Genomic DNA, 26,919 nt, shown 5'->3' with positions numbered 1-26,919 from the left:
CTCGGATAAGAAAATAACTGGAGGAAAACGCCAATGAAAGTGAACAGATGGTTGTCTGGCGCGGCTGTTGCCGTGATCGGACTTGCCGCAGCCACGCCCGCACTTGCTGCGGCGGGCGACGAGTGCGTGAAGATCCTGGGTTATGAGTGGAGCGGCGAGAAGCAGTCGATGGACCCCGCCGACATGCACTCGGGTGACGACGCATACCACACCTTCGCCGTGTACAACCGCCTCGTCGACATCGATGACAATTTCAATGTGCTCCCCGAGCTCGCGACCGAATGGTCGGTGTCGCCCGATGGCCTGACATGGACCTTCAAGCTGCGCTCCGGCGTCAAGTTCCATTCGGGCAAGGACTTCTCCTCCGCCGATGTCGTGTACACCTTCAAGCGGCTTCTCGACGAGAAGACTGGCTCGGGCGCCCGCGCTGTCCTCGAGTTCCTCGATCCCGACGGCATTACCGCGCCCGATGCCCAGACCGTGGTGTTCACCACCAAGCAGCCGGTCGTCCAACTGCCGGTTCTGATCTCCAACAAGTTCACCAACATCGTGCCGGACGGCGCCAAGGCGGACGACTTACGCCTGAAAGGCGACGGCACCGGGCCTTTCATGCAGGAGCAGTTTACACCAAACGCTCCGGTGCGAATCCTGCGCAAGAATCCGAATTACTGGGATACCGGAAAGCCCAAGGCCGAATGCCTGAGGATCACCGTGGCCCAGGAAGCGGTAGCGGCCGTCACTGCTATGAAGGCGGGTCAAGTCGACCTGATGCTTAACGTCGATCCCGCCGTAATCGCCTCCGTCAAGGACGATCCCAATGTGCAGTTGCTGGAAACCGGCGCTTCAAACTCGATGACGGTCTCGATGTGGGTAGACACGCCGCCCTTTGACAACGTCAAGGTCCGGGAGGCGCTAAAGCTGGTCGTCGACCGCCAGGCGATGGTCGACACCGTGCTGCTGGGTTTCGGCCAGCCGGGCGCAGATAACCCGGTGCCGGTCAGCAACCCTGCGTCCTTCACCAAGGAAGCGCCGAAGCAGGACATCGAGAAAGCAAAGCAGCTTCTGGCCGAGGCAGGCCACAATGACGGACTGAAGTTCGACCTCTATACCGCCGAGGGCGTGCCTGGTATGGTACGCATGGCGCAGGTCTTTGCCGAAATGGCCAAACCTGCGGGATTCGACATCAACGTCGTGGTGACCCCTGCCGAAAGCTACTGGGATGATGTCTGGCTGAAGAAGCCGATTGTCACCTCGGCGTGGTCAATGCGGCCGCCGGGCGAAGGCCTCGCTGTCGCCTACACGCAGAATGCCAAGTGGAAAGAGACACGGTGGGAGCGTCCGGATTACGATGCCCTGCTGCAGAAGGCCAACACAACCGTGGACGAGGCCGAACGTAACAAGCTGTTCCAGCAGGTAGGCCAGCTTCTGGCGTCAGAAGGGGGGCTCATCCTACCCATGTTCGTCCATCAAGTGTTGGCGCTGCGCAAGGGTTGCGAAGGCTACGAGCCACGGGCGCAGAACTTCAACCTCAACTTCGAGAACCTGAGCTGCAAGTAAAACAGCTGGTCCGCAACTGATGGACACAGCGGGGCGAGGCCGCCTCGCCCCGCTCATCCCTTGGAGGCATGATTGCAGATCTGGCTGTTGATCACCCGGCGCCTGCTGCTCTCGGCCGCGACTCTGCTGCTCGTCTCAGCCTTCGTGTTCTTCGTTCTTGAGGTTCTGCCGGGCGACGTCGCCACGCGGATCCTCGGCCGTGACGCGACCCCGGATTCGCTCCAAGTGCTGCGCGAACAGCTTGGCCTCAACCAACCCGTCCTCGTCCGTTACCTCACCTGGCTGGGCGGTCTTCTGACAGGTGATTTCGGTCAATCGCTTGTCTCCAACCGCTCAGTTTCCGAAATCCTGGCACCGCGTATCTTCAATACCCTGGCTCTGTCGCTCTATGCTTTCGTGCTCTATCTGCCGCTCACCATCATTCCCGCCGTCATCCAAGCGCTGAACCGCGACCGTGCGGCTGACCAGGCGCTGTCAGTCGTGACCCTGGTCCTGCTCTCCATGCCAGATTTCCTGCTCGCCACAATACTTCTGCTGATGTTCGTACTGTGGATCCCGGTGCTGCCGGCCATTTCCCTGGTCGACGAAAGCTCAAGCTTCGCAGAGTACATGAGTGCGATGACACTGCCGGCCCTGACGCTGGCGATCGTTATGGCCGTCTACGCAGTGCGCATGCTACGCGACAACCTGATCGAGGTACTCGACTCGGACTATGTCCGGATGGCGGAATTGAAAGGCCTGTCACGGTTGCGGGTGCTGCTGCGTCATGCCCTCCCCAATGCACTGGTGCCAACCCTCAACGTCACGGCGCTGAACCTCGCATATCTTATCGGCGGTGTGGTAGTGGTGGAGAAGGTGTTCTCCTACCCAGGCTTTGGGACGCTGCTGGTCGATTCCCTGCAGCTGCGCGACCTACCGGTGATTGAGGCCACGGTTATGATCGCTGCCCTCGTCTATGTCGGTGCAAACCTAGTGGCGGACATTGGCGCCATCCTCCTCAACCCGCGGCTGAGGACGAACTGAGCCATGAGCGATATTGACATTGGCATCACGGCACCGCCGCAACAGAAACGGAACTGGCTATCCCTGTGGCAGCAGATGCCGCTGAGCTTCAGAATCGGCAGCATCATCCTCCTCACTCACCTGGCGGTCGCCGTCACCGGGCCATACTGGGCGCCCTATGGCTATTCCCAGATGGGCGCCGGGGCGCCGCTCTCCGGCATGAGCCTTGCTCATCCCTTCGGCATCGACCAACTTGGCCGCGACGTGTTCAGCCGCGTCGTCCACGGCAGCTGGATCGTTATCTCGCTGTCTCTTGCCGGCACGCTGCTCGGTACCGTGGTTGGCGCCATCTTGGGGCTGCTCTCTGGCTATGTCGGGGGCTGGGTGGACGAGATCATGCAGCGCGTGCTGGAGGCGCTGATCAGCATTCCCTTTCTCGTCCTGGCGCTCATCGCCATCGCGGCGGCCGGCACGGAGTATTCGGGAAACCCCTTCCTCATCGTCATGGTCGTGGCCCTGGTCTATGCGCCACGCATCGCGCGCATGGCTAGAGCCGCGGCAATCGACATTGCGACGCGTGATTACGTTACAGTAGCGCGCCTCAGAGGGGAGAAGGCCTGGTCGGTCATGCGCTGGGAGCTTCTACCGAACGCCACGAGCGTGCTCCTCGTCGAGTTCGCACTCCGGGCGGGCTATGCTCCAGTACTCATCGGCTCGCTCGGCTTCCTGGGCTTCGGCTTGCGTCCGCCCACGCCCGAATGGGGCCTGATGATCAGCGAGAACCGGGCGCTGATCATCGTCTCGCCGGCGACCGTTCTCGGCCCAGGGCTCGCGCTCGCCTCGCTCGTCGTAGGATTGAACCTGTTCACTGAGGGCCTGGCACGGGTACTCGGCAGAACAGTGAAACTGGGGACCCGATGAGCGACGTCCTCCTCCAGGTGTCGGATCTTTCCGTCTCCTACCGGCAGGGCCTCGGGTGGCGCCGCGTGGTAGAGGGCGTCAGCTTCGACGTCCGCCGCGGCGAGGTTCTAGGGCTCGTCGGGGAGTCGGGCTGCGGAAAGTCCACGGTGGCGCTACAACTCCTCGGCTTTCGCCATGGATCGCTCAGGACCGACGCTGGCAGGATCAGGCTCGGCAGCACGGACGTGCTGGGCCTCAACCGCGCCGGTCTCGACGCGCTGCGCGGCGCAGAAGTGAGCTTCGTGCCGCAGAACCCCACCACGGCCCTCAACCCCGGCATGCGAGTGGGAGTGCAGATCGAGGAGATACTCACCGCGCACGGACGAAGCACCGGAGGCAGGACGCGCGAGCTCTTCGGGCTCGTGGGACTGCCTAGTAACGATACCTTCCTGCGGCGCTACCCGCACCAGCTCTCGGGCGGCCAGCAGCAACGCGTCTGCATCGCGATGGCGCTAGCATGCGAGCCCCGTTTCGTTGTGCTCGACGAGCCGACGACGGGGCTCGATGTCACCACGCAGGAGCAGATCGTCGATCTGCTAGTGGACCTCCGCGGCCGGCTTGGCATGTCGATGCTCTATGTCACCCATGATCTGGGGCTGCTATCGCAGATCGCGGACCGGATCGGCGTCATGTACGCCGGTCACATGGTGGAGATCGCGCCGACGGTGGAGCTGTTCTCCAAACCTCGCCATCCCTATACGCGCGGGCTGATTGGGGCACTGCCACGGATCGACGGCGATGGCCGGAACGTCAAGCCGCTGCGCGGACTGCTGCATCGGGACAGCCTTCCGAAGGGCTGCCCGTTCGCACAACGTTGCGACTTCGCTCTTCCGCGCTGCTTCGAGGAGGTACAGGCGCTGAGCCCCGCAGGTCCCGCTCATGAAGTGGCCTGCTGGCGGATCGGCGAGCTTCCCGTTGACACAAACCCCGTGGCATCCGGCCTGCCGCCCGCAGCACAGAAGAGGGAGGCCGAGCCGCTGCTGGCGGTCGAGGGTCTCAGCGTGCGCTATGGCTCCGGCAAGCGCAGCTTCGAAGCGCTGAAGGACGTGTACCTAAGCGTGAACAAGCGTGAGACGGTAGCGCTCGTCGGAGAGTCGGGAAGCGGCAAGTCCACGCTAGCAAGGGCTATCGCCGGCATGCTCGCTCCCGCCAATGGCGAGATCCGCCTCCGAGGGGTGGCGCTCGAGGGGCTGGTGCGGGACAGGAAGCCGGAGCAGCGCCGCCTCGTCCAGTACATTTTCCAGAACCCGGACGCTTCGCTCAACCCGCGCGCCACGATCGGGCGGAGCCTCGCAAGGCCCCTCGCTTTCTACTTTCCGGAGCAGGAGGCAGGCAAGGCCGAGAAAGTCATCGCAGCGCTTGCAGAGGTCCGCCTTGATGCGGGCTATGCCGCGCGCTATCCGGACCAGCTCTCGGGTGGCGAGCGCCAGCGCGTGGCGATTGCTCGCGCCCTCATCGCCGAGCCCGACCTCCTGCTCTGCGACGAGGTGCTCTCGGCGCTCGACGTTTCCGTCCAGGCCAGCATTCTCGAGCTTTTGCAGCGCCTCAAGTCTGAACTGGGAGTCGCCATGCTGTTCATCTCGCACGATCTTGCGGTCGTGCGGATGCTGGCGGACCGCGTCTGCGTACTGTTCCGCGGCGAAATCATGGAGATCGGCACGCGCGAGGCGGTGTTCGCCCCACCCTTCCATCCCTATACGCAATCGCTGCTTGAGGCGGTTCCCACGCCGCTCAAGAAGCCGCAGTCCCCACGCAGGGCTGAACTTCCGGCGGCGGAGAACAACGGCGGCTGTGCGTATGCGGGTCGCTGCGCTGTGGAGATAGCCGGCCTCTGCCGCACCACCCCGCCGCTTTGGCGCGAGACGGGCACGCGGCTCCGGATCCGTTGCCATCATTCAATCGATGAACTGCAAAGGCTGGCCACCATGCCCGCCCATAGAGGAGAGGGATCCCCATGAAGATCACCAAGGTCGAATGCTTTGTCCTGCTGGTGCCCGACTACCGGGCCGATGCCTGCTCGTCCGCGCAGGACAATCTGGTGGTCCGGATCCATGACAACGAGGGCCATGTAGGGATCGGCGAGACCGACACCAACCCCTGGGTGGCGCGCGCGATGATCGAAGCGCCGGGAACGCACATCATGGGCCTCGGCCTCACCGAGATGCTGATCGGTGAAGACCCGCGCGACGTCGAGGGCCTTTGGGAGAAGATGTACCGCGGTTCCGCCATGACCGGGCGCCGTGGCCTCGGCATTTGTGCGATCGGCGCCCTCGACATGGCCCTGTGGGATCTCGTCGGCAAGATCGAGGAGAAGCCATGCTGGCAGCTGATGGGCGGCGCCACCAACCGCAACATCGTCCCCTATGCTTCGCTCCTCCCCGAGGGCGACGACCTCGAGACCTATGGCCGTGTGCTGCGGGAGCGTGCACTAGCAGCCCAGAAGCTCGGCTTCCGTGCGGCCAAACTCGAGATCTGCCTGAAGGGGCCCTACTCCCACAACTCGCTGCAAATCCCGGACGACCGGGAATGCGCCCGCATGGTGCAAGACGTGCGCAAGGCGGTGGGCCCCGACATGACACTGATGGTCGACGTCGCCTACGCCTGGCCAGACTGGAAGGAAGCGCTGCGGGCGATCGAGATGTTTGCTGACCAGGACATCTACTTCGTCGAGACTCCGTTGCCATCCGACGACGTGGAAGGCTACGCAAAGCTTTGCCATGCCTCGCCCGTCAAGATCGCGCTCGGCGAGTGGCAGAACACCCGTTTCGAGTTTCTTGAGTTCATGAATGCCCGTGCCGTCGATGTCGTCCAACCGGACGTCGGCCGGGTAGGAGGTCTCACTGAGGCCAAGCGCGTGGGGCTTCATGCACGCGACCGGGGTCTCGCAGTCGTTCCGCATTGTTGGAAGTCGGCAATCGGTATTGCGGCTTCCGCGCATCTTGCGGCGGTTTCGCCCACCTGTACCTTTATCGAGTTCTTGCCCAAGGAGCTCGCCGACTCGGCATTGAGGCGGGACTTGTGCAGTACGGAACTGGCCGTGGTTGACGGCAGGATACCACCGCCAACTGGGCCTGGTTTGGGCATCTCCGTCAACGAGGAGGCTCTTGCGAAGTTTCGTGTAGTCTAGCGATCGCAGCCAGACTTCACACCCTTGACCGACCCGATCTGATTGGACCTAGAATTCACGTTCATCTTTTCTTTGCCAGCTGATGAAAACGGTTATGTAGTTCGACAACGGTAATGGCAGATCAGAGAGTCGCCCGCATGACAGCGTTCGGATGGTTACCTTCGAGGTCACCTTCGCAAAGAGCTCATCGTAACGCCGGATGGCACTACAACGGAACCGATGTCGAGGACGCACATTGACAGCGCCCTCCTCAAGGCACTGGCGCGCGGCTTCCGCTGGCGCAATCTGCTGGAAACCGGCGACTTCTCGACCATCCCGGAAATCGCCAAGGCTGAGAACATCAACCCGTCCTACGTCAGCCGGGTGCTTGGAATGACGCTGATGGCGCCGGAAATCGTAGAGGCGATACTGGCAGGGCGGCAGCCGGAGGGGCTGACGATGGCGAGGTCGATGCGTCTTTTTGCGTTGAGACGGGCACATGGCTTCATCACCGAATCCTCCACCGATCTCCCGGCAGAGTGGATCACGCCTTGCAGCAGCCGTGAACCGAGAAATGAATTTGCGAGGAAACCAGAGCCCACGGCCCGCTTTCCCGCAAAATCAACGACTTCGAGCGACCCGATCAGAGTCTGAAACCAACGGCTTGGAAATTGCTCACAGGCGACAACATAGCCCCGGCGGTTTGCCGGAAATCTATATTGCCTCTGACCGTGTCGTTGCTAGCGCCACTGCTTCTCGTCGACGGTCCACTGCCCGCCAGGCAACTTGCCCCGTATGAGGAAGGCATCGACAACATTCTGCAGAACCCGCGAAGCACTACTGTTGAAGTTGTTGGCGGGCAGCGCCTGGCCATAGGCGATGGAGCCGGTGCAGAACACCGCGCCGTTGTTGGGTGCGGGGAAATAGGTCATGTCGCCGCGGATGCGGTAGTCGAGCGAACCCACGAGGCCAGCATAGGCATAGAGCAGTTCCTCTGTGACCAGCACGTAATTGTCCGAGTGGCCGCCCGACGAGGCGATGATGCGTGTGTGCGGGGGCGTGCCGAGGCTCAGGTCATAGCGGTCAAGCTCAATACCGGCGGCGCCACCATAGGCGAGACCCACATCTCCGATGATCTCGCCCTCGACACCCTCAGTGATCCAGGAAACCGTGCGGTGCCAGGCATCCGGCATCTTGCGGTAAGGTGTGGAGGTCTCGAAACCCTCCGCTATGAAGCCGACGCCGGTGAGTTTCTGCGGCGCGCGGCCGCGGTTGCGCCAGAGGCCGCTCTTCTCACCCGTCGTCTGCAGGTAATGTTCGCCGGGCTTCGCGGCCCAGGCGCGCATACCGGAGTCGAGCTTTCGCACTTCCATGCAGGCCGTGTCTTCGGGATCGAAGCCGATGACCCAGTAATAGCCGTTGCCACCCATGTAGATTAGGCGGCCTCCCTGCGCGACGTAGTCCTCCTGCGCGTCTAGCATGCGCTCAGATACATATTCGGGGTGTGTGCCCGTCATCAGGCAAGCATAGGGGCTGATCGCATCGAGCCCCTCTCGGTGCAGGTCCTCGTCGGTGACGAAATCACATTCGTAGCCCATCTTGTCAATCCAGGCGACAATCGAGAGATCAGCCGGGAACTGCCAGGTGATGCCCATGCTCGACATGCGATACTTGGGCCGCATGTTGACGATGGGACGGCGGAAGGAGGTGTAGCAAACGCCGGCGCCATCCTCGTAGCTGTCATAGGTAGACAAGCCATACTCACGATGTTCGTAGGTTTCGACGTCGAGATCGGTAACGACCGGCGGCTGGCCCGTCATTGGCTGCACGATGTGTGCATCGAAGCTAAGGCTCTCGTTGGCATAGGCGAGATAGCTTGCGGTGGGGACAAGGAAGCAGAGCTGGCCACCTGGTTTCGCTGCGCGCACCACGAAGACTATGTATTCCTCGGCAATACTCACACCGGGCCCGACGCGCAGCCTGATGGCATATATGCCGCTCTTGAGATTGTCCGGGATCACCATCTTGTTGGTGACCTCCCAGCGGCAGTCGGTGACGGTGTCGGGGTGGAATTCGATACCGCCATACTGCTCCGGCGAGATGCGGAAGCAATCGTCCTTGCCGTTCCAGTTATGGCCCGTCATGGCGCGAACCGGGTGGTTCACGCCCTTGGCATGAAGGCCATGCGGACCGATATCCTTCACCAGATGGCCGATGCCATTCGCGGTGTAGCCAGCGGTCGTATCCCAATAGGCGAGGATTGCCTCGGCAGGCGGCATTGCACCCTTCCAGCACTCGTCCAGCTGCTCGCGGGTCATGGTGCCCTTGCAGATGGCAGGGCGGTCCACCTTGCCGGCATACATGTCGTTGACGAAGGTGCCTCGCATCTCATGCGCGTCGAGCGCGCCGGCGATAAGGAAAGGAATACCCTCGCCGTTCACGTGGCGGAAGCGGAAGTGCTGTACCACATGGGTGGCATAGTCGTCCGGCACGACGCGGCCATAGAGCGAGTTATACCGGTTGACCGTACCTTCCTGGTACAACTCCGCCCGCCCCGTCTTCGGATCATAGGACGCCGCGACGAAGTACCAGACATGCGGCAGGATCGGCAGTTCGCCCGAAACGTAATCGACCTCCTGACCATCGCCCACCCAGAATTCCAGATTGCCGGACGGGTTTATGCCCAGCGCATAGCCCTTGTTCCTGAGCGTGTCCCAACGGCCCATGATGGTCTGGCGTCGACCGTTCTGTGACAGCGTCGGCCACACATAGGCCATAAGCGTGATGGGACCCTCTTCTGCCAGCACGTTCTTGGGATCGTTCACCTCGAGATAGCTGCCGAGCTGCGTGAACTGCTTCTTCACCACCCACTTGCCGTTTATCGGATGGTCGATCTCCTGCTCGATGTGGCCGGGGCCTGCAGGGTGAGTGTCGCCGTGGATCAGCCGCACTAGCTGTGCGGTCGCCTCGTTCGTGCCATCGGCATTGACATGGAATGCGATCTCCTCGCCCGGGCGGACTGAGAGGCGATCGGCGTATCCGAATATCTTCTGCTGGGCCATGTCTACTTTCCTGTAAGATCGCTAATGTGCTGGAGCAGCACGCCATGGCGTGCCTCCTCCAAAGAGGCGAATCGCGCCTCGCCGATGTACTTGGGCGCAACGCCGCGGCGGCCCGTCATCGACACGATGCGGAATGTGCCATCGGACTCCGCTCTCACCGCATATTGCTCGGACAGAGGACGGCGCTGGCACCAGGCGAGAAGCCGCGCCAAGGGCTCGCTGTGGTGGCCGGTTGGGCTGCGGCGATGCTCGGCAATGAGTTCAGGGCTGACGACACTGCGGAGGTAGTCCCGCGTGATCCGGTCCCACATCTCGCGCGCCTCCTGGTCCTGGTCCGGGCGCTGCAACGGCCCTCGCTTCACCTCGGCCATGTTTACGACTCCATCAAGTCGTGGACGCGGCGCATGAAGATGCCGTGATAAGCCTCGTCCAACGTCGGGAACTCCCGGTCATCGACGAGGCGCGGGGACACGCCACGCGAACCGGAGAAGGCGATGATCTTGTAGGGTCCGTTGGGGCCTGCACGGTGGAGCGCATATTTATCGTCCATCTTGGCGCGGCGGAAGTAGAGCAGCACGCGCTCCAGCGCCTCACTGTGCTGGCCCAGCGGTTGGCGGCGATGCTCCTCGATGATTTGCGGCGAGATCAGCGTCTTGAGATAGTCGCGCTGCATCTTGTCGAAGCGGCGGAAATATATCGAATCCTTGTCGCGGATCTCGGTTGCTTCCTCAGGCAGGACCTCGCCGCCCTTCTCCGCGCGCACCGAGCGCCACTCACCCCGCTTCTTGGCGCGCCAAGCATTGAACTGCTTGCGGATGCCGAAATAGCCATTGTTGAGAAAGAGCACGACCAGCAGCATAGCCATGCCTATGCCGACATAGCGCCAAGGGCCCCACTCGATCAACACGTCGCGCATGAAAATAACGATCAGCGTGCCCAGCACCGCACCCTCTGCCTTACCGATGCCGCCGATAGTGATCATGGCAAGGCCCAGCAGCACCGTATTGAAATCAAAGATCGCATAGGCGACACCGCGATACTGCGCTGCGTAGAAGCCGCCAATGAAGCCCAACGCAATCGAGGTAAGCATGAAGATGGTGATGCGCGCCCGCCGATAGTCGACGCCACAGGCGGCGGCAAAGGCCTCACGCTTCTCGGGCGCCATGCGTAGCACGCGGCCCAGCTGCTTACCATTTATGAAGCGGAACAGGAACAGCGTGGCAAACATCAGCAGGAAAGAACTGTAATAGGCCACAACTGACTGCGTCATAGGCGACCACGCCTCGCTGATGAAGGAGTCGGCGCCGTAAAGGCCGCCCGAGGCGGAGCCAAATTGCTTAGACGTCGTGAAGAATACTCGGAAGAGCTCGTTGAGGCCGAGAGTCAGCAGCGCGAAGTAGAAGCCGTCAAGCCGCAGTGCTGGTAAGGCGATGAGACCGCCGAAGAGCAGTCCGATGACGGCCCCGATGAAGGGCAGCGCAAACCATGGCACGCCATATTGAACCGACAGCAGTGAGGTAACAAAGGCCGCCGTTCCCACCACCGCATAGGAGGCGAGAGAGAAGATGCCCGCCGTACCGATGATCAGTGTCCAGCAGATGTTTATCGCCGCGAAGATGCCGAAGGTGGCGCCCGCAGTGAGCAGCGCGTTCATCTGGTTGTCCGGAAACACCAGGGGACCTACGAGCATGGCAATCAGCGCAAAGAGCCAGTAGATCGGCCGCCGGTCAAGGATCTTCTTTTCCGAAACGTCCGTCTTCGGATTGTAATGCGCACGGATGTTCAGGATGTTGCGGCGTGTGGGCCACCAGCGCAGCCTGTTCCAGGTACGCTTGCGATGGGTCGGCCACACGATGAAATACTTGAGGCGGCCGACAAGATAGGTTTTCACCTTGAACGCGGTTGTCTGGCGCCACACATCCGCAGGATCGGGAACGTGGATCGACGGCACCTTCTCGTTCACCGTGGCGGTGCCCCAAGCCGCGAGGGGATTTGTCCATGTGTAGGAAGACGCGGAGTCTGCCTGGGTCTCTTGGTTAGTGTCCTTCATTGCTCGCGCGCCTTGTCAAGCAGGCCCGCGATACCACGAGGCCTTACGATGAGAACCAGGATGATGACGAGGAACTGGGTGATCAGCACATATTGTCCGCCCAGATACTTGTTAGTCATAGCCTCGACGAGGCCCAGCAGGATCGCCGCGATGACCGCGCCCTGCACCGAGCCCAGGCCGCCGCAGAGCGCAATTGATACCCCCTTGATGAGCGGCGTCAGGCCTGAGAAGGGAGAGATGTAATAGGTCTGAGACAGCAGCACCGCCGCAAGGCCCGCCATGGCGCCCGTAAGCGCCATGACATAGATGCCTGTACGGCGGATGCCGATGCCGACGATCGAGGCGGCGTGCGGGTTCATCATCATCGCACGGATCTCAAGGCCGCGACGACTGCTTCGCATCCACATCACGACCAGGGCCAGCATCAGCACGGAACAGACTACGATACCGATTTTGTCGGCGCTCAAGGTGATGCCAGAGAATTTCAGCTTCCAGCGACCGAACAGTTCTGGGAGCGACTTGGCCGTGGGTCCGAATATCATCAGCAGGATTTGACTGCCGATGAGGCTGATGGCGAGCGTCGCGATCATGCCGCGACTGGTGAAGGCCGGCTTGTCATGCAGCGGAATGAACACGATGATGCAGATCAGTACACCTGTCAGCGCGCCGCCCAGGATACCTGCTCCCGCGATTAGCACGGGGTTGTGAGAGAAATTGTCTGCCACCAGCCACGCGGCATAACCCGCGAGTGAGAATATGAAGCCATAGCCGAGGTTGACCAGGCCGAGGCTGGACCAGGTGATCGACACGGCAATCGCGATCAGGCCATAGATGCTGGCCACCACGATGGCGTTCGTCAGGAGAAAGGCGATATCCAATCCAGTCTCTCCGTTGCCAAGTTCGTTTCCGCGAAAGCCCTCACGCGCTTCCGCTGATCCGGAACGAGGAGGATGCCTCGCCCTTGAGTTTGCCGGCGTGCATGCCGATGATCCTGTCCACCTTGCCTTCGAGAAGAGCCACGTTCTGTTCGGCGATGAACATGGCGCTGTCTTTAAGGTCGATGGCAAGCAGTGCCGACATCACGGACATTCCGATCTTTGGTGCGAGGCCAAGTGTCGGCTCATCGGCGAGATAGAGCTTGGCATCCGTCATCAACCCGCGGCCGATGGATACCATGCGCCGCTCGCCGCCCGACAAACGGCCGACGGGGGTCTTCATCAGCTTGCGCAGCGGATCGAAGATGGTGAGAACCCGCTCCTTACGCTCCTTGCGTGTGCGCCAGGCCTCGGGCGTGAAGGCACCGGAGTCGAGATGCTCCTCCACCGTGAGACCGGTGAAGATCTCGTCACCCTGCGGCATGATAGCTAGCCCCTGCCGCACGATCTGGTGTGTGTAGCGACCCGGCCCCTGGCTGCGCGTGCGCCCGATCTGATTGCCGTTGAGGATGATCGAGCCGCGCTGCCAGCCGGTAAGACCGGCGATGGCATAGAACAGCGTGGTCTTGCCATGGCCGTTGAGGCCCACGATGCCCACGCGTTCGCCCGGATGTATGACGAGGTCGAGATCGTGCAGTACGCGCAGGGGGCCATAGCCGGCTGAGAGGCCTTCAACCTTGAGGATTTCGGTCATCGCGTTCCTCGCATTTAATGCGCCTCGAAATAGGCAGCGCGCACTGCGGGGCTGTTGATGATGTCGGCAAGCTCGCCCTGAGCGATGACCTCACCCGCATCCATGACGATCACGCGGTCGGCGATGGATTCGAGAAGCTCGATGCGGTGCTCGACAATCAGCACCGCGACGTTCATCTCCTTCGACAGCATGCGGAGGATCTGGTCGATCTCGTCGATCTCAGCATTGATCAGACCAGCGGCGGGCTCGTCCATCAGCAGCACTTGGGGCCTGCGCATCAACAGGCAGGACAGCAGCAGCTTGCGGCGCTCGAAGGTCTTTAACGACGAATTCGGCTTGTCGTAAGGCGCCCTGAAATGCACCAGATTGGCGCCGTACTCTGCATCGAAGCGGGTGAGCCAGGGTTTGAAGGCCTGGCGGGCGGCCTTGAGAGTCTCGCCGACCGTCAGGTCTTCCGGAACGATAGGTGTCTGGTAGGTTCGCCCAATGCCGAGGCGCGCCCGGGCGAACAGCGGCAGCTTCGAAATGTCCTCGCCGCGGTAGGTGATGCGGCCAGTCTTCGGCACATAGCGCCCGGACAGTATCTCAAGCAGGCTTGTCTTGCCGGCACCGTTGGGCCCGATGATGCCAAGCACTTCACCAGCCTTGAGGTCGAAGCCGATGTCCCGCAGGACCTCCCGCCCACCAAGATCGAGCGAGACGTCGCTGCAGGAAAAGATCGGGCCGGACGCGTCGTACGGCATCTTTCAGATCACCACTCGCATTACCACCAAGGCGAGGGACGCAGCTTCGATTCCGCTGTCTCGTCCGGCCAGATGATCTTGTGGGCGCCGTCCTGGACCTGCACGAAGAGCTGGCCCATGCCCTTTTCGAGTTCGGCAGCCTGGTTGCCGAAGCCGTTGTCCGGGAAGTGAAGGGCTTCCTGGTATTCGTTGTTCATATCCATCAGACCGCAGACACCGCGGTAGGGGTTCTCGCGGATCCACTTGCAGTTGGCGGCGAAGTCCTCCGGGTTCTTGGTGGCTTCCCAGGCGCGCTTCAGATACTGGACGATGTCATAGCCGTTGCCGGTGTAGACGAGGCCCATGTTACCTTCGAACTTGGGGAAGCGCTTGACGTATTTCTCGCGGAACTCCTGGCCGATCTTGTCGCCATAGACGCCAAGCACGGTGCTCCAGCAGAAGCCTTCGGTGGCGCTGCCGCCAAGCGCCAGAAACTCCGGCTGCGACGGGCCATACTGCAAATAGACCAGCGAGCCTTCGACGGGATCGTTGATAAACTCCTTGCAGAAGGCGGCATATTCGGCGGCGACCCAGTGGTCGATCATGATCGCGCCGGCATCGACTTCCTTGAGTTTCTGGATCACCGGGCCCCAGTCATTGACCGGGTACTGGATATCGGTGACCTCGGCAAGTTCGAAGTCCGACTTGGGAATGGCCTCCCTGGCCGCCTTGAGGATGGTCTGGCAGTAACCCACCTGTTCGGCCACGATGTGGATCTTGCGATTCTTCGGCTTCCACACGCCGGTATCTTCCATCTTCTTCAGCCAGATGGGATAGGTCCAGCCGTAGTTGACTTCGGAAGGATCGGTCTGGAAGACGTGGCTGTACTTGATGGGATCGGCCTTGAAGGCCTCCGTCGCGCTGCGCTGCGTGTTGCCCTGAAGGTAGGGCGCCTTGTACTTGACGGACTCGTCCATCGCCGGGATCGGCGCGAAGACAAAGGCGTTCGAGATGGCATGCACCTTCTTGTCGATGCAGGCGGCGATCGCCGCACGGCAGCTCTCGGGGTTGAGCTTGTCGACGTCCGGCACAAAGAGTTCAATCTCGCGGCCGAGCACACCGCCCGCTGCGTTGATCTCCTCCACCGCCAGGGTGGTGCCGTTCAGGTGATCAGTGTCGTCCGCGACGCCATAGGGGGTCGACAGCGACGAGGGCACGCCGATCAGAATCTTGTCATTGCCAGATGCGATCACCTTCGGTGCAGCGAGCGTCATCGCCGCTCCGCCCAAGGCAACCTTGAGAGCCGACCGCCGCGTCAGCGACGTGCCGGTAAACAATTTGGAATCCCTTCTGGTCTTGCGCGTCATATCCGTTTCCTCTGTTTTATCGCTCCACTTCTAGATGAAAAATCTAGAGCTTACGTTAGAGCGTGCCGCGAGTTGACTTACGACTTTTCGTCCAATAAAACTGCGCACAACAACCTTGTCAAGCATCTTGAAGGTGCGCGGTTGTGGGCAGTCCTCAAGGGAACGCCGAAAAGACTGTGAATTTTCGAGTATTTTCCCTTGGTTAACAATAGTCTCCAAGCGGTAACCCCTACGGGACGCTGATCGACCTCCATATGGTTTCGTCTAGACGCGCGCTTTAGTTTTAGCTATATTGTTACAAAATCAGGCATGGATTTCCTGACCGTGTCCATGAGTGGCACTAGTGAACAGACCTAATCTTTTTTAGAGAGCCTCCGTCCGCGAACCTCCGATGAGTGAGCCTCCGATGACCGCACCCCTCCGCAAGCCAACTCTGGCGATGACCATCCTCATTGCCGACGATCACTGGGTGGTTCGAGAATCGCTGAAGCAGGTGGCGCGCGGCATCGATGCGAGCGTCGAGATCAAGGAAGCAGCGACACTCGAGGAGGCCGTGACGATCCTCGACAGCCCTGCGCCGGTCAACCTGATCCTCATCGATCTCGTGATGCCGGGCGTGAAGGACTTCGAGGGACTCGAGCTCCTGCGCCGCCGCTTCCCCAATATTCCCGTGGCCGTTATCTCGATCCACGAAGATCCGGACTATGTGCGGCAGGCGATCCAGAATGGCGTGATCGGATACATTCCGAAATCGGCCAATGCCGAGGAAATCCGCCGCGCGCTGACCCGCATCTTCGACGGCGAAGTCTATTTCCCGCGCGACCTGCTCACGCGCTCCTGGCTCAGAGCCTCCGAACAGGCCGCCGACGAGGGAACGGAAGCGGATGGCCCGCGCCTCAGTGAGCGTGAAGACGAGGTGATGAAGCTCCTGGGCAGCGGCCACGCCGTCGCCGAGATCGCGGAGGCAATGGGCATCACGGCACAGACGGCGCGCGTGCATCTTGGCAATGCCATGCGAAAGCTCGGGCTGCGCAACCGCGAGGCTGCGATTCTCTATGCCTCACGGCGCTACGGACAGGCCGGCGGCAGCTGATGGCGACCGGCGCGGAGCTTCCGTCCCCCCGCGACATGAACCCTGACGCCATCGCCATGCGCCATCTGCAGCAGGGCGTCTGCCTGTGGTCGGACGATGGACGGGTCATCACCTGCAACATGGCTTTTGCGCATGACCTCGGTCTTCCCGCCGAGTCCATCATGGGACTGAAGGCCGCTGATTTGCTTGAGAAGGCCCAGCGCCACGGCGCCCTGATCGGCTGGGAGCTGGGTTCAGGCCCCGTGAAGGCAAAGCCACTTGCAACGCTGGGCGGCCTGCACCTCGTGTGTTCCGACGGCCGTGTTCTCGCGGCCGTCGATTCGCCCGTTGCGGAGGGCGGCGCAGTCTCGTTGCTCAAGGATGTGACCGAGTTCCGGCGCACGCTGCAGGCTTTGACCCAAGCCCGCGACAAGGCCGCCGCGGCGGACCAGAGCAAGTCGCGCTTTCTCAGGGCCGCGAACCATGACCTGCGCCAGCCTCTCGCCTCGCTCAAGATCCTAGTCTACTCCTGCCTCGTGACCGAGAGCGAGGAAGAGCGCAAGCACGCCCTTCACGCAATGGAGGTGTCGGTTGCAATAATGGAGGACCTGCTCGGTTCGCTCCTCAACATCGGGCAGCTCGACGCTGGCAAGATCGAGCCATCCATCGGCACCTTCCAGGTTTCCTCCGTCTTGTCGCGGCTCAACATCCAGTTCGCGCACCGGGCGCGCGAGAAGGGGCTGGACCTGCGCATCGTGCCGTCAAAGCTTGCTGTTGTGAGCGACAGGGTGCTGCTGGAACGCATCCTCTCCAATCTCGTGGGCAATGCCATCCGCTATACGGATGTCGGTCGCGTGCTGGTCGGCTGCAGGCGGCGCGGGCGGCACCTGCGCATCATAGTGGCGGATACAGGAATCGGCATCGCGCCCGAACACCATCAGGCGATCTTCGAGGAGTTCTACCGCGTCAGCGACAGCCAGCCCAATGCCAGCCATAGCCTGGGCCTGGGCCTCAATATCGCGCGCCGCCTGTCGGACATACTTGGCCATCCAATGGGCCTCGACAGTGCGCTGGGACATGGCACGACTTTCTTCATCGATGCGCCCATCGGCAACGTCTGGCACAGCGGCACGGGCGAACCCGAGATCAGCGAGCGGATAGGCGGCGAATTCGCGGGGCTTTGCTGCCTCGTCCTCGAGGACGACAAGATGCTCCGCGAGGCGTTGACGGCGATGCTGGAACGCTGGGGCTTAAGCGTCGTGACGATCGACGATTTCGACAATGCGGCCAAGGCCGTCATGGCGCTGCCGGAACAGCCGGACATCATCCTCACCGACTACCGTCTGCGCGGCCGCATCCAGGGCACGGATCTTGTCGGGCAGATCAACGACGTTCTCGAGAAGCCTTGCCCTGCCCTGGTCATGACGGCAGAAACCGCGCCTGACGTGGTGGGCAGCATCAAGTCACAGGGCTTCCCCCTTCTCATCAAGCCTGTGAGCCCGCCGTCTCTGCGGGTCGTCATGCACAATCTGCTGTTCGAGCCTGAGCTGATGGGCGAGGTTCCCTAGAACATGTCCAGTGCTGCACCGATCATGATCGGAAGCATGGTTCCTCTCACCGGATCCTCGGCGAATGACGGCAGGGAGTTCCGCAACGGCCTGATCCTCGCCATCGAGGAGGTGAATGCCAGAGGCGGCATCCTCGGCCGCCCGCTTGAGACCGTGTTCGTCGATACCGGCAACCAAACGGCGGGAGAGGTAGTGCGCGCAGCCCGGCAGCTTATCTCCCGCCATCGCGTGTCGGCTATCATCAATGGCTACAACATCGGCCCGCAGAATGCGGAATATGAGCCCATTGCCGACGCAGGCATCATCTACATGCATCACAACACGCTGGTGCAGCACCACGATACGATAGCCAGCGACCCGCGCCGCTATTTTGGCTGCTTCATGAGCGACCCTGCCGAATACTGGTATGGCCCAGGCTTCATCAAGTTCCTTTCCTGGCTGCGCGACAGCGGCCGCTGGCGGCCTCGCAACCGGCGCATCGCGATCCTATCGGGCCCCAAGCCCTATAGCATCGTAATCGCTAATGCCATGGCGGGTGCGGCCACGAAGTTCGGCTGGGAGCTTCCGCATCCGCCGCAGATCCACCCCGTCAACAGTGACTGGTGCAGCGTGCTTGACGGAATACGCCACCATGATCCCGCCGTGTTGGCGATGACCCATTTCCATGCGGGCGACCTGGCGCGGTTTCATCTCCAATTCATGGAGCGGCCGCTCAACAGCCTGCTCTATCTACAATACGGCGCCTTGCACCGGGTGTTCTCGGAGATCACCGGAGAAAAGGGCCGCGGCGTCATCACCTGCACCGTGATCGGCTTGCCTCGCGATGAGCTCGGCAGGAGATTTGCCGCAAGCTACCGCGCCCGCTTCGGGCCACAGTCAACGCCGGAGATCGGCTGCCAGCCCTATTGTTCCCTCCATCACTACGCGATCGCCGCAGCCGTGGCGGGTGGCGTGGGCGAGCCCGGCGACATGAAGACCAACCGCCGTATCGCCAAGGCTCTGCTGGACATTCCCTATCGCAGTGTGGCCGGCATGATCCGCTATCATCCCAACTGGCAGGCGGCGGTGCCCTATCCGGACGCAACACAGGATCCATCGCTGGGCCTCCCACATCTATTTTATCAGCTCCGAGGGGCCGATGAACCTGCTGCGCTTATCGCCCCGGAACCATTTGTCGAACAACCCTTCGAGCTTCCGCCCTGGCTATCGTGAGGTCACCTCCCTGAGGTTGCAGCGCCACCTACATCGTAGTCTGCCGCGGCAGAGTAGTTTCCCCACTTTTAATACTGTAGATCCGCATTATCGCTGGTTTGATCAGGGAGCCTTGCGCGTACCGAATGAAAGACGCAAAGTACGGCGACAAGTCTACGGGAAAACTACTGTATTTCAACGGTTTATCGCCGCCGTACTTTTTTCGGGCAGTCAGGAGCTTTGGAGAACGCGGGGCCGAGAGAGACGAAAATCGGCCTGGCGGCCATTCCGGCAGTCAGGAGCTTTTCGCAAAGAAGCCCGCAAATACTGGGGATTTTCGACGCTCAAATTTCGGGGAGAGAGATTTGCCCGAGGGCTAAGTGGCGGAGACGGAGGGATTCGAACCCTCGATACGCCTTGACAGCGTATGACGATTTAGCAAACCGTTGCCTTCAGCCACTCGGCCACGTCTCCTGCTGCGGGGGCTTTTGCCGCGAATTGACGGGCGATGCAAGCCTGCCGTAGCGGGGAAGTCAGTCCTTTTGCGGCGGCACCGGGAACTCCTTTAGCAGCCGCTCCTCCAGCGCCACGAGATCCGCCGGAAGGGCCATGCCGGTGGCGCGAAGCTGGTTCAGTTCCTGGTGGATCTGCTGGTAGAGTTCGTGCAGGTCCTTTGGCTGCTCGTTCATTTCGCCCAGCAGCAGGCCGATTTGCGCCTTCAGTTCCTCGAATGCCATGTCTTGACCTTTCCGCGCCGCGTCCCTCAGGCAGGATAGACCGTCCTGCGGGCCACCGCCAGTTTAGAGCAGTTCTAATTCCGAGTATTTTTGTCGGTTTTTGTTGACCAACCTCCGGCACCTGCTGCATAGAAAGTTTCATCGACGACAGAAAACGAGGAGTTCCGCCCATGCCGATCACCCGCCGCAGTGTGGCAGGCTTTTGCCTGTCCCTTCTTTTGACGGGCGCTGCCGCCGCTCCTGCCCTCGCCGATGGTGAGGTGAATGTCTACACCTACCGGCAGCCTGCGCTGATCAATCCGCTGTTCGAAGCCTTCACCGCGAAGACGGGCATCCAGGTGCGGGTGGTGTTCGCCGAGAACGGCCTGGTCGAGAGACTGGCCCAGGAGGGCCCCAACAGCCCGGCCGATCTACTGCTGACGGCGGATGCGGGCCGCCTCGTGGAGGCCGCAAACCGGGGTCTGGCGCAGCCCGTCACCTCTCCGGCGATACGCGACAAGATACCCGCCAATTTGCGCGACGAAGCCAACCAGTGGTTCGGCCTCACCATGCGCGCCCGCGTGATCTATGCTTCGACCGAGCGCGCGCCGATCACCGCGATCACCTATGAGGAACTGGCCGACCCGAAATGGCAGGGCAAGCTCTGCATGCGCCCGGGCAACCACCCTTACAACATCGCCCTGTTCGCCGCGATGATTGCCCACAAGGGCGAGGACGCGACGCGCGAGTGGCTGAAGGGTGTGAAGGCCAATCTCGCCATCAAGCCCAGCGGCAATGACCGCGCCCAGGCCAAGAGCGTGTTCGCAGGTGAATGCGACCTCGCGCTGGCCAACACCTATTACATGGGCAAGATGCTGACCAACACCGAGGAGCCCGAACAAAAGAAATGGGCTGAGGCCGTGAAGATCGTGTTCCCCTCCTCGCCCCAGTTCGGCACCCACGTCAACATCTCCGGCATGATGCTGACGGCACATGCCCCCAACAAGGACAATGCGCTGAAGCTTATGGAGTTCCTCGCGGGCGACGAGGCGCAGATGCTCTATGCGCAGGGCAATTATGAGTATCCCGTCAACCCGGCCGTGGGACTGGACCCGATTGTCAAGTCATGGGGCAGTTTCACGCCGGACAAGCTGAACGTCGCCGAAGTGGCCAAGCATGAGCCAGCCGCCGCCAAGCTGATCGATGAGGTCGGCTTCAACGACTGATTGTGCAGCCACGAGGCTCGCACAACCGGAACGGCCCCCGCGCGGGGCCGTTTCCTTTTGGCGGCGCGGATTATTGGTGCCTTAACCTCGGTCGTGTTCTATAGTTAGCGATATTGGAGTTGACCATGCGTTTTCTGATTCTCGGTTGTGCCGTTCTCGCCCTGTCTTCAGCGCCCGTCCTGGCGATGGAGAACTTCATTCCGCTTGGCCAGAACTATGCGCCGGGTGATGACCAGATACCGCCGATCGGCAGCGAGCAGGACCGGATCAACGCGCAGCTCGACATTTACCAGACCGAGAACTACGTGCGCGACCTGCGCGAGAAGCGCTTTGATACGCGGCTCAACCACTACCAGACCGAGCCCCGCAACATCGGCGACGAGTTCCTCGACTACTGACCGGTTGCAGACCTGAATGATATGCGGAAGGGCCGGTAATCCGGCCCTTTTTTCATGGGTGCGGGGCGATCCACAGGCTGGCCTGGCGTTGCGCCTCGGCCATTTGCTCTGGCGACATTTCGGCAGCGAGTTCGCGCCGGCAGATCCGCGCCTGGGCGCTCCCCTTCATGGCGGCGAGGTTCAGCCAGGTCTGCGCGGCAATCAGGTCCGGCGGACCGTCGATCCCCAGGGAGTGGATCAGACCCAGATGGAAGAGCTCCTCCGCGCTGGCTGAATGCGGAGAACGGCCGGCCGCACGGGCCTCAGCCAAAGAAAAAGCTTCCATACGCGGCACTCCCCTCAACTCCATCCCAGGATCCGGTTCACTCTGCCCTGGACAGCGACAAGACCGCGTAAAGAAACAGGGTGAATCCCGTGTTTACGGCTGCAAGGGAACGGCGATGCGGGCGGTGATGGGGTAGTGATCTGAGCCTGCCGCCTCGCCGATGCGCGCCGCCTCGAGCAGGCGGAGGCCGGGAGACAGGAAGATGTGATCGATGGCGATCTGCGGAAGGTTCGCCTGAGCGGGCCATGTGGGCAGGAAGCTGATGCGGCGAAGATTGGCCCCCGCCTCGATCACCGCGAGCATGCGGGAGAACGGTGTTGCGTTGAAGTCACCCATCACGAGCTTGTGGCCGGGCAGCTTTTCGAGCAAGCCAGCGATCGCGTTGACCTGCCGGAACTGCTCCCGCGCGTAGGGAAACCGGCTGGTGTGAACGCCTAAGACGCTGAGCCCGCCCGCCTCGGGCCCGAGCCTCGCCAGAATAAAGGGCGGCCCGCCCCACTGGCCACGGGCCTCGCTGGCGAGGATCGGCAGCTTCGACAGGATCGCATGATTGCAATTGCTGATCGCAAAGCAGTCTGCCTGGTGGGGATAGCGCCGCCTCAGCTCCGCCAGGATCCGCCGCGCCGCGGGGTTTACTTCGATCAGCGCAATGACGTCGGCGTCGATGCGCTCGATTTCTGCGCGGACCTTGTCTGCATCCTCATTGAGCCAGGAGGTGTTGAAGCTTGCCACCCGCAGCGCCCGCTCGCCGCCGCTCACGGAGGCGAGCGCGCGCGGGCTGCGGCTCTCGACATGCGGCCAGGCGCCGATTGCCACCAGCCCGGCCAGAACCACAAGCATGGCCACCGGCAGCCGGGCGCGCCGGATCAGCAGGCCGATCAGAAAGGCCCCGGTGATGAGCGCGAAATGCAGCGTGAATTGCGAAAAGACATCGAACCCGATCCAGAGATGCCCGGCCCTGGACAGGATGAGGCCCGACACGCCCAGCATCACGCCGAGAATGCATTCGATTTCACCCGCGGCACGGCGGAGTTTCCGCGGTGCCTTCGGGTCTGGCTGAGCCTTGCCGGTCAGCACCTCCCTGTCAGAACGCTTGGGCAACTCCGCTCCGGTTCAGGGGTTCAGGTCAGAGCAGCCTGCTCTCCATGGGCAGGATCTGCTCGGGCGCGCCAAAGCCTGGCAGCGCCTCGAAACGCTTCTTCCAGGCCGTGACATTCGGATAGGGCGTGAGGTCGATATTGGCTTCCGCCGCATAGCGCAGCACCCCATAGATACCGATGTCGGCGATGGTCGGGCGCTTGGTGGCGATCCACTCGACCCGGCCCAGCTCGTTCTCCAGCAGCGCCAGGGCCGCCTTGGCCTCGGTGTCATACATGATGCGCACCTCATCGCCGAACTGGCGCAGTCCGCGCGCCCTGGCCCGGAGGCGGAAAACCGGGATCGCCAGCTTGTCCCACTGCCAGAACAGCCATTCGCGGATGCGGTTCTTCTCCTGATCGGTCTTGCCGTCGAACCGGTGCAATTCATCCGCGAGGTGCTGGAGGATGGCGGCGGACTGCACGAAATAGGCCTGCCCGTCGCGCAGGGCCGGCACCTGGCCGTAGCGGTTCTTCACCAGGTAGTCGGGCTGCTTGTGCTGGCCCTCGCGCAGGTTGACGTGGATGTAGGAAAAGGGATGGCGCGACAGCGAGAGCATCAACCCGATGGTGTAGGTCGGGCCCGAGCCCAGCATGCCGTAAAGGGTGAAGCGCTGCTTGTCGGCAACAGGCGCGGCGTTGGCCACGGGCTTCTTGCTCACCACGGCAGGCTTGGCCGCCGGTTTTGCCGCAACCGGTTTCACAGCTTTCTTCACGACAGGCTTTTTCGCAGCCTTTTTGGCTGTCTTCGCCATGCTTGTGCCCCTCCCGGCGCTCAATCAAAAAGTTCCGGGTACGGACTATAGCGGAGAATTTCCGGAAAGGAAGACTGAAACTAAATGCCTGATGAAACTGGAAATTCGCCAGAAACCGGCTGAGGGGCGCCAGTCAAACCATCCGGGTGATGTTCATCAAAGACACCAGGATAAACATGTAACACATTGATTTTTCGACTAAACCCCTGCCCGTCAGATTCCCAGCCTGTCCTTCAGCAAGTCGCTGACTGCCTGCGGGTTGGCCTTGCCGCCGGTCACCTTCATCACCTGGCCCACGAACCAGCCCAGCATGGTCGGCTTGGCCTTGACCTGCTCCACCTTGTCCGGATTGGCGGCGATGATGTCCATCACGGCCTTCTCGATAGCGCCGGTATCGGTCACCTGCTTCATGCCCCGGGCATCGACGATGGCGCGGGGCGAGCCGCCCTCGCTCCAGGCGATCTCGAACACGTCCTTGGCGATCTTGCCGGAAATCGTGCCCTCGGCGATCAGGTCGACGATCTCGCCCAGCTGCGCGGCGGAAACCGGTGTCGTTTCAACGCTCTTGCCTTCCTTGTTGAGGCGGCCGAACAGCTCGTTGATGACCCAGTTGGCGGCCATCTTGCCGTCCCGGCCCTTGGCGACCTGCTCGAAGAAATCGGCCGAGGCGCGCTCGGAGGTCAGCACCTGGGCGTCATAGGCGGTCAGCCCATAGTCCTTCATGAAGCGGGCGATCTTCTCGTCCGGCAGTTCCGGCAGGGCCGCCTTGATGCCGCCGATCCAGGCCTCGTCCAGCTCCAGCGGCAGCAGGTCGGGGTCCGGGAAATAGCGGTAGTCATGCGCCTCTTCCTTGGAGCGCATGGAGCGGGTCTCGCCCTTCTTTGCGTCGTACAGGCGGGTTTCCTGGTCGATCGAGCCGCCGTCCTCCAGAATGCCGATCTGGCGGCGTGCCTCGTATTCGATGGCCTGGCCCATGAAGCGGATCGAGTTCACGTTCTTGATCTCGCAGCGGGTGCCGAAGTCGCCGCCCGGGCGGCGGACGGAGACGTTGATGTCGGCGCGCAGCGACCCCTGCTCCATGTTGCCGTCACAGGTGCCGAGATAGCGCATGATCTGGCGCAGCTTCGTCACATAGGCCTTGGCCTCGTCCGCCGAGCGCATGTCGGGCTTCGACACGATCTCCATTAGCGCGCAGCCGGAGCGGTTAAGGTCCACGAAGCTCATGCTGGGGTGCTGGTCGTGCAGCGACTTGCCCGCGTCCTGCTCGAGGTGCAGCCGCTCGATGCCGACCTCGACGGAGCGGCCATCAACGTCAACGTGCACAGACCCCTCGCCCACCACCGGCTGCTTGTACTGCGAGATCTGGTAACCCTGCGGCAGGTCCGGGTAGAAATAGTTTTTCCGGTCAAACACCGAGCGGCGGTTGATTGCGGCCTTGAGGCCCAACCCCGTGCGCACCGCCTGCTCCACGCAGAATTCATTGATCACGGGCAGCATGCCCGGCATGGCGGCATCGACGAGGGAGACATGGTCATTGGGCTCGCCGCCGAATTCGGCGGACGCGCCCGAGAACAGCTTGGACTTGGCCAGCACCTGGGCATGGACCTCAAGCCCCAGGACGATCTCCCAGTCGCCGGTGGCGCCCTTGATCCAGTCCTTCTTCTCGGCCACGCGCTTCGCAGATTCCATCATGCTCTTCACCTCAGAACTGGCGCCTTGGTAGCCACTCGGCGGCGGCGGTTCAAGAGCCGTTCCGGGCCAGCTCCCGGCCGATGGCGCGGGCAAGCCACAGCGCGCCCGCCAGCACCAGCACCAGAAGCACCATGAACCCGGGGGTCAGCGCCGTCACGTCGCCCCCGTGCTTCCAGAACTCGATGGCGATCACCAGCACGACGAACCCGGCCGAGGCCAGTGCCCCGCCACGCAATATCTTCAGCACGATGTACCCGATGGGTGACATGCCGCTCCCTCTGCGGGGTTCCCCACCGGGCCTCCCCATGCTACCGCTGCAGCTTAACACTGGTTGTCCATCATGTCGAAATCCAAACCCGATCCCTCCGCCCTCTCGCCCGAAACGCGCCTTGTGACGGCGGGGCGCGGCTATGCGGAGCACGGCTTCGTCAATCCGGCCGTCTACCACGGCTCGACCGTGCTGTTCCCCACTGCCCAATCGCTGCATGACCGCTCCCAGCCCTATGTCTACGGCCGGCGGGGCACACCCACCTCGCGCGCGGTCGAGGAGGCCGTCGCCATGGTCGAGGGCGGCTACCGGGCCAAGATGACGCCATCCGGCATGGCAGCGATCAGCACCGCCCTCCTCGCCTTCCTCGCGGCGGGCGACCATCTGCTGATGGTGGATACCGTCTACCAGCCCGCCCGCCAACTCTGCGACGGGCTGCTGAAAAAGCTTGGCATTTCAACCAGCTACTACGACCCGCTGATCGGCCGCGGCATCGCGGACCTGATCCGCCCCAACACCCGCGTGGTCTATGCCGAATCCCCCGGCTCCCAGACCATGGAGGTGCAGGACATTCCCGCCATCGCCGAGGCCGCGCACAAGGCCGGAGCCCTGCTGATGATCGACAACACCTGGGGCGCGGGCCATTATTTCAAGGCCTTCGCGCATGGCGCCGATGTCTCGATCCAGGCGGCCACCAAATACCTCGTCGGCCATTCGGATGCGATGATGGGCACCGTCACCTGCAGCGAGCCCGCCTGGGAGCGGTTCAAGAACGCCTACGAGGAGATGGGCCAGTTCGCCGGCCCCGACGACATGTACCTGACGCTGCGCGGCATCCGCACGCTGGACGTCCGCCTCGAGCGCCACATGAAGAACGCGATCGACGTGGCCGAATGGCTGCGCGGCCGTGACGAGGTCGAGACCGTGCTCTACCCCGCACTTTCCAACGCGCCGGGCCATGAATTGTGGAAGCGCGACTTCCGCGGCGCGTCGGGCCTGTTCTCGATCGTGCTGAAGCCCTGCGGCACGCCGGCCGCCGAAGCCTTCCTCGACCGCCTCAGCCTGTTCGGCATGGGCTATAGCTGGGGCGGCTTCGAGAGCCTCGCCATTCCCTTCG

At 62.1% G+C, this 26,919-nt stretch carries 25 protein-coding genes and 1 tRNA gene; 12 read left to right on the top strand and 14 right to left on the bottom strand.

What is annotated here, in order from left to right; translation table 11 throughout:
* Window positions 1–33: 33 nt before the first annotated feature.
* The 6 genes from ACILRA_RS00625 (at window position 34) to ACILRA_RS00600 (ending at window position 7,279) form a co-directional block, all read left to right on the top strand.
* Complete coding sequence (locus tag ACILRA_RS00625) at window positions 34–1,557, top strand: ABC transporter substrate-binding protein (protein WP_395660149.1); 1,524 nt, start codon at window positions 34–36, stop codon at window positions 1,555–1,557.
* 72 nt (window positions 1,558–1,629) lie between these two features.
* Entirely contained in the window at window positions 1,630–2,580 is a 951-nt protein-coding gene (locus ACILRA_RS00620) for an ABC transporter permease (RefSeq protein ID WP_395660148.1), read from the top strand.
* Between the two features lie 3 nt (window positions 2,581–2,583).
* Window positions 2,584–3,480, top strand: a complete 897-nt coding sequence (locus ACILRA_RS00615; protein ID WP_395660147.1) for an ABC transporter permease — start codon at window positions 2,584–2,586, stop codon at window positions 3,478–3,480.
* Window positions 3,477–5,477, top strand: a complete 2,001-nt coding sequence (locus ACILRA_RS00610; RefSeq protein WP_395660146.1) for a dipeptide ABC transporter ATP-binding protein — start codon at window positions 3,477–3,479, stop codon at window positions 5,475–5,477. The genes ACILRA_RS00615 and ACILRA_RS00610 overlap by 4 nt, the downstream gene beginning before the upstream one ends.
* Window positions 5,474–6,646 (top strand): mandelate racemase/muconate lactonizing enzyme family protein, encoded by a 1,173-nt coding sequence (locus tag ACILRA_RS00605; RefSeq protein ID WP_395660145.1) that lies wholly within the window; start codon window positions 5,474–5,476, stop codon window positions 6,644–6,646. The genes ACILRA_RS00610 and ACILRA_RS00605 overlap by 4 nt, the downstream gene beginning before the upstream one ends.
* A 219-nt stretch (window positions 6,647–6,865) precedes the next feature.
* The gene (locus tag ACILRA_RS00600) at window positions 6,866–7,279 is read left to right on the top strand and encodes a hypothetical protein (RefSeq protein ID WP_395660144.1); all 414 of its coding nucleotides are present in this window, start codon (window positions 6,866–6,868) and stop codon (window positions 7,277–7,279) included.
* An 86-nt stretch (window positions 7,280–7,365) separates the two neighbouring features.
* Here ACILRA_RS00600 and ACILRA_RS00595 read toward each other — a convergent pair whose 3' ends face one another.
* Genes ACILRA_RS00595 through ACILRA_RS00565 form a run of 7 tightly spaced genes read right to left on the bottom strand, consistent with a single transcriptional unit; the run spans window position 7,366 to window position 15,455 of the window.
* Window positions 7,366–9,687 carry a N,N-dimethylformamidase beta subunit family domain-containing protein gene (locus tag ACILRA_RS00595; RefSeq protein ID WP_395660143.1) on the bottom strand — a complete coding sequence of 774 codons (2,322 nt, stop codon included), beginning with the start codon at window positions 9,685–9,687 and terminating at the stop codon, window positions 7,366–7,368.
* Window positions 9,688–9,689: 2 nt separating this feature from the next.
* On the bottom strand, window positions 9,690–10,058 hold the full coding sequence (locus tag ACILRA_RS00590) for a hypothetical protein (protein WP_395660142.1): 369 nt from the start codon (window positions 10,056–10,058) through the stop codon (window positions 9,690–9,692).
* Between the two features lie 2 nt (window positions 10,059–10,060).
* Window positions 10,061–11,737 carry a branched-chain amino acid ABC transporter permease gene (locus ACILRA_RS00585; protein ID WP_395660141.1) on the bottom strand — a complete coding sequence of 559 codons (1,677 nt, stop codon included), beginning with the start codon at window positions 11,735–11,737 and terminating at the stop codon, window positions 10,061–10,063.
* Window positions 11,734–12,615 carry a branched-chain amino acid ABC transporter permease gene (locus tag ACILRA_RS00580; protein WP_395660140.1) on the bottom strand — a complete coding sequence of 294 codons (882 nt, stop codon included), beginning with the start codon at window positions 12,613–12,615 and terminating at the stop codon, window positions 11,734–11,736. The genes ACILRA_RS00585 and ACILRA_RS00580 overlap by 4 nt, the downstream gene beginning before the upstream one ends.
* A 40-nt stretch (window positions 12,616–12,655) precedes the next feature.
* The gene (locus ACILRA_RS00575) at window positions 12,656–13,366 is read right to left on the bottom strand and encodes an ABC transporter ATP-binding protein (RefSeq protein WP_395660139.1); all 711 of its coding nucleotides are present in this window, start codon (window positions 13,364–13,366) and stop codon (window positions 12,656–12,658) included.
* Between the two features lie 14 nt (window positions 13,367–13,380).
* A complete protein-coding gene (locus ACILRA_RS00570) occupies window positions 13,381–14,109 on the bottom strand; it encodes an ABC transporter ATP-binding protein (protein ID WP_395660138.1) in 729 nt (242 codons plus the stop codon).
* Window positions 14,110–14,129: 20 nt separating this feature from the next.
* The gene (locus ACILRA_RS00565; RefSeq protein WP_395660137.1) at window positions 14,130–15,455 is read right to left on the bottom strand and encodes an ABC transporter substrate-binding protein; all 1,326 of its coding nucleotides are present in this window, start codon (window positions 15,453–15,455) and stop codon (window positions 14,130–14,132) included.
* A gap of 406 nt (window positions 15,456–15,861) precedes the next feature.
* On the opposite strand from ACILRA_RS00565, the gene ACILRA_RS00560 reads away from it, so the two are divergent.
* From ACILRA_RS00560 to ACILRA_RS00550, 3 genes are read left to right on the top strand one after another with little or no spacing between them, the layout of a single operon-like run.
* On the top strand, window positions 15,862–16,548 hold the full coding sequence (locus tag ACILRA_RS00560; RefSeq protein WP_395660136.1) for a response regulator: 687 nt from the start codon (window positions 15,862–15,864) through the stop codon (window positions 16,546–16,548).
* The gene (locus ACILRA_RS00555) at window positions 16,548–18,095 is read left to right on the top strand and encodes a hybrid sensor histidine kinase/response regulator (RefSeq protein WP_395660135.1); all 1,548 of its coding nucleotides are present in this window, start codon (window positions 16,548–16,550) and stop codon (window positions 18,093–18,095) included. Before ACILRA_RS00560 ends, ACILRA_RS00555 begins: the two co-directional genes overlap by 1 nt.
* 3 nt (window positions 18,096–18,098) lie before the next feature.
* Window positions 18,099–19,307, top strand: coding sequence for an ABC transporter substrate-binding protein (locus ACILRA_RS00550; protein WP_395660134.1), 1,209 nt, complete (start codon window positions 18,099–18,101; stop codon window positions 19,305–19,307).
* 360 nt (window positions 19,308–19,667) lie between these two features.
* Here the strand turns inward: ACILRA_RS00550 and ACILRA_RS00545 are convergent.
* Together ACILRA_RS00545 and ACILRA_RS00540 are read right to left on the bottom strand one after the other, a co-directional pair.
* Window positions 19,668–19,760: transfer RNA gene (locus ACILRA_RS00545), tRNA-Ser, on the bottom strand.
* A gap of 59 nt (window positions 19,761–19,819) precedes the next feature.
* Window positions 19,820–20,023: a hypothetical protein gene (locus ACILRA_RS00540; RefSeq protein ID WP_395660133.1), complete on the bottom strand. Its 204-nt coding sequence runs from the start codon at window positions 20,021–20,023 to the stop codon at window positions 19,820–19,822.
* Window positions 20,024–20,193: 170 nt separating this feature from the next.
* On the opposite strand from ACILRA_RS00540, the gene ACILRA_RS00535 reads away from it, so the two are divergent.
* Together ACILRA_RS00535 and ACILRA_RS00530 are read left to right on the top strand one after the other, a co-directional pair.
* On the top strand, window positions 20,194–21,228 hold the full coding sequence (locus ACILRA_RS00535; RefSeq protein WP_395660132.1) for a Fe(3+) ABC transporter substrate-binding protein: 1,035 nt from the start codon (window positions 20,194–20,196) through the stop codon (window positions 21,226–21,228).
* A gap of 125 nt (window positions 21,229–21,353) precedes the next feature.
* Entirely contained in the window at window positions 21,354–21,626 is a 273-nt protein-coding gene (locus ACILRA_RS00530; protein ID WP_395660131.1) for a hypothetical protein, read from the top strand.
* Between the two features lie 52 nt (window positions 21,627–21,678).
* Here the strand turns inward: ACILRA_RS00530 and ACILRA_RS00525 are convergent, their stop codons facing one another.
* From ACILRA_RS00525 to ACILRA_RS00505, 5 genes are all read right to left on the bottom strand, one after another.
* A complete protein-coding gene (locus tag ACILRA_RS00525; protein ID WP_395660130.1) occupies window positions 21,679–21,960 on the bottom strand; it encodes a hypothetical protein in 282 nt (93 codons plus the stop codon).
* A gap of 84 nt (window positions 21,961–22,044) precedes the next feature.
* Complete coding sequence (locus ACILRA_RS00520; protein ID WP_395660129.1) at window positions 22,045–23,052, bottom strand: endonuclease/exonuclease/phosphatase family protein; 1,008 nt, start codon at window positions 23,050–23,052, stop codon at window positions 22,045–22,047.
* Between the two features lie 25 nt (window positions 23,053–23,077).
* The gene (locus ACILRA_RS00515) at window positions 23,078–23,842 is read right to left on the bottom strand and encodes a glutathione S-transferase family protein (RefSeq protein ID WP_395660128.1); all 765 of its coding nucleotides are present in this window, start codon (window positions 23,840–23,842) and stop codon (window positions 23,078–23,080) included.
* A 213-nt stretch (window positions 23,843–24,055) separates the two neighbouring features.
* Window positions 24,056–25,534, bottom strand: a complete 1,479-nt coding sequence (gatB, locus tag ACILRA_RS00510; protein WP_395660127.1) for an Asp-tRNA(Asn)/Glu-tRNA(Gln) amidotransferase subunit GatB — start codon at window positions 25,532–25,534, stop codon at window positions 24,056–24,058.
* Window positions 25,535–25,583: 49 nt separating this feature from the next.
* Window positions 25,584–25,802 (bottom strand): hypothetical protein, encoded by a 219-nt coding sequence (locus ACILRA_RS00505; protein WP_395660126.1) that lies wholly within the window; start codon window positions 25,800–25,802, stop codon window positions 25,584–25,586.
* 72 nt (window positions 25,803–25,874) lie between these two features.
* Here ACILRA_RS00505 and metC point away from each other — a divergent pair.
* A partial coding sequence (gene metC / locus ACILRA_RS00500) for a cystathionine beta-lyase (RefSeq protein ID WP_395660125.1) occupies window positions 25,875–26,919 on the top strand: 1,045 nt, incomplete at its 3' end.

The sequence above is a fragment of the Aestuariivirga sp. genome (assembly GCF_044239095.1).
In the GTDB taxonomy this organism is placed as follows: Bacteria; Pseudomonadota; Alphaproteobacteria; order Rhizobiales; family Aestuariivirgaceae; genus Aestuariivirga.
This window is presented reverse-complemented; position numbering and strand designations above follow the sequence as displayed.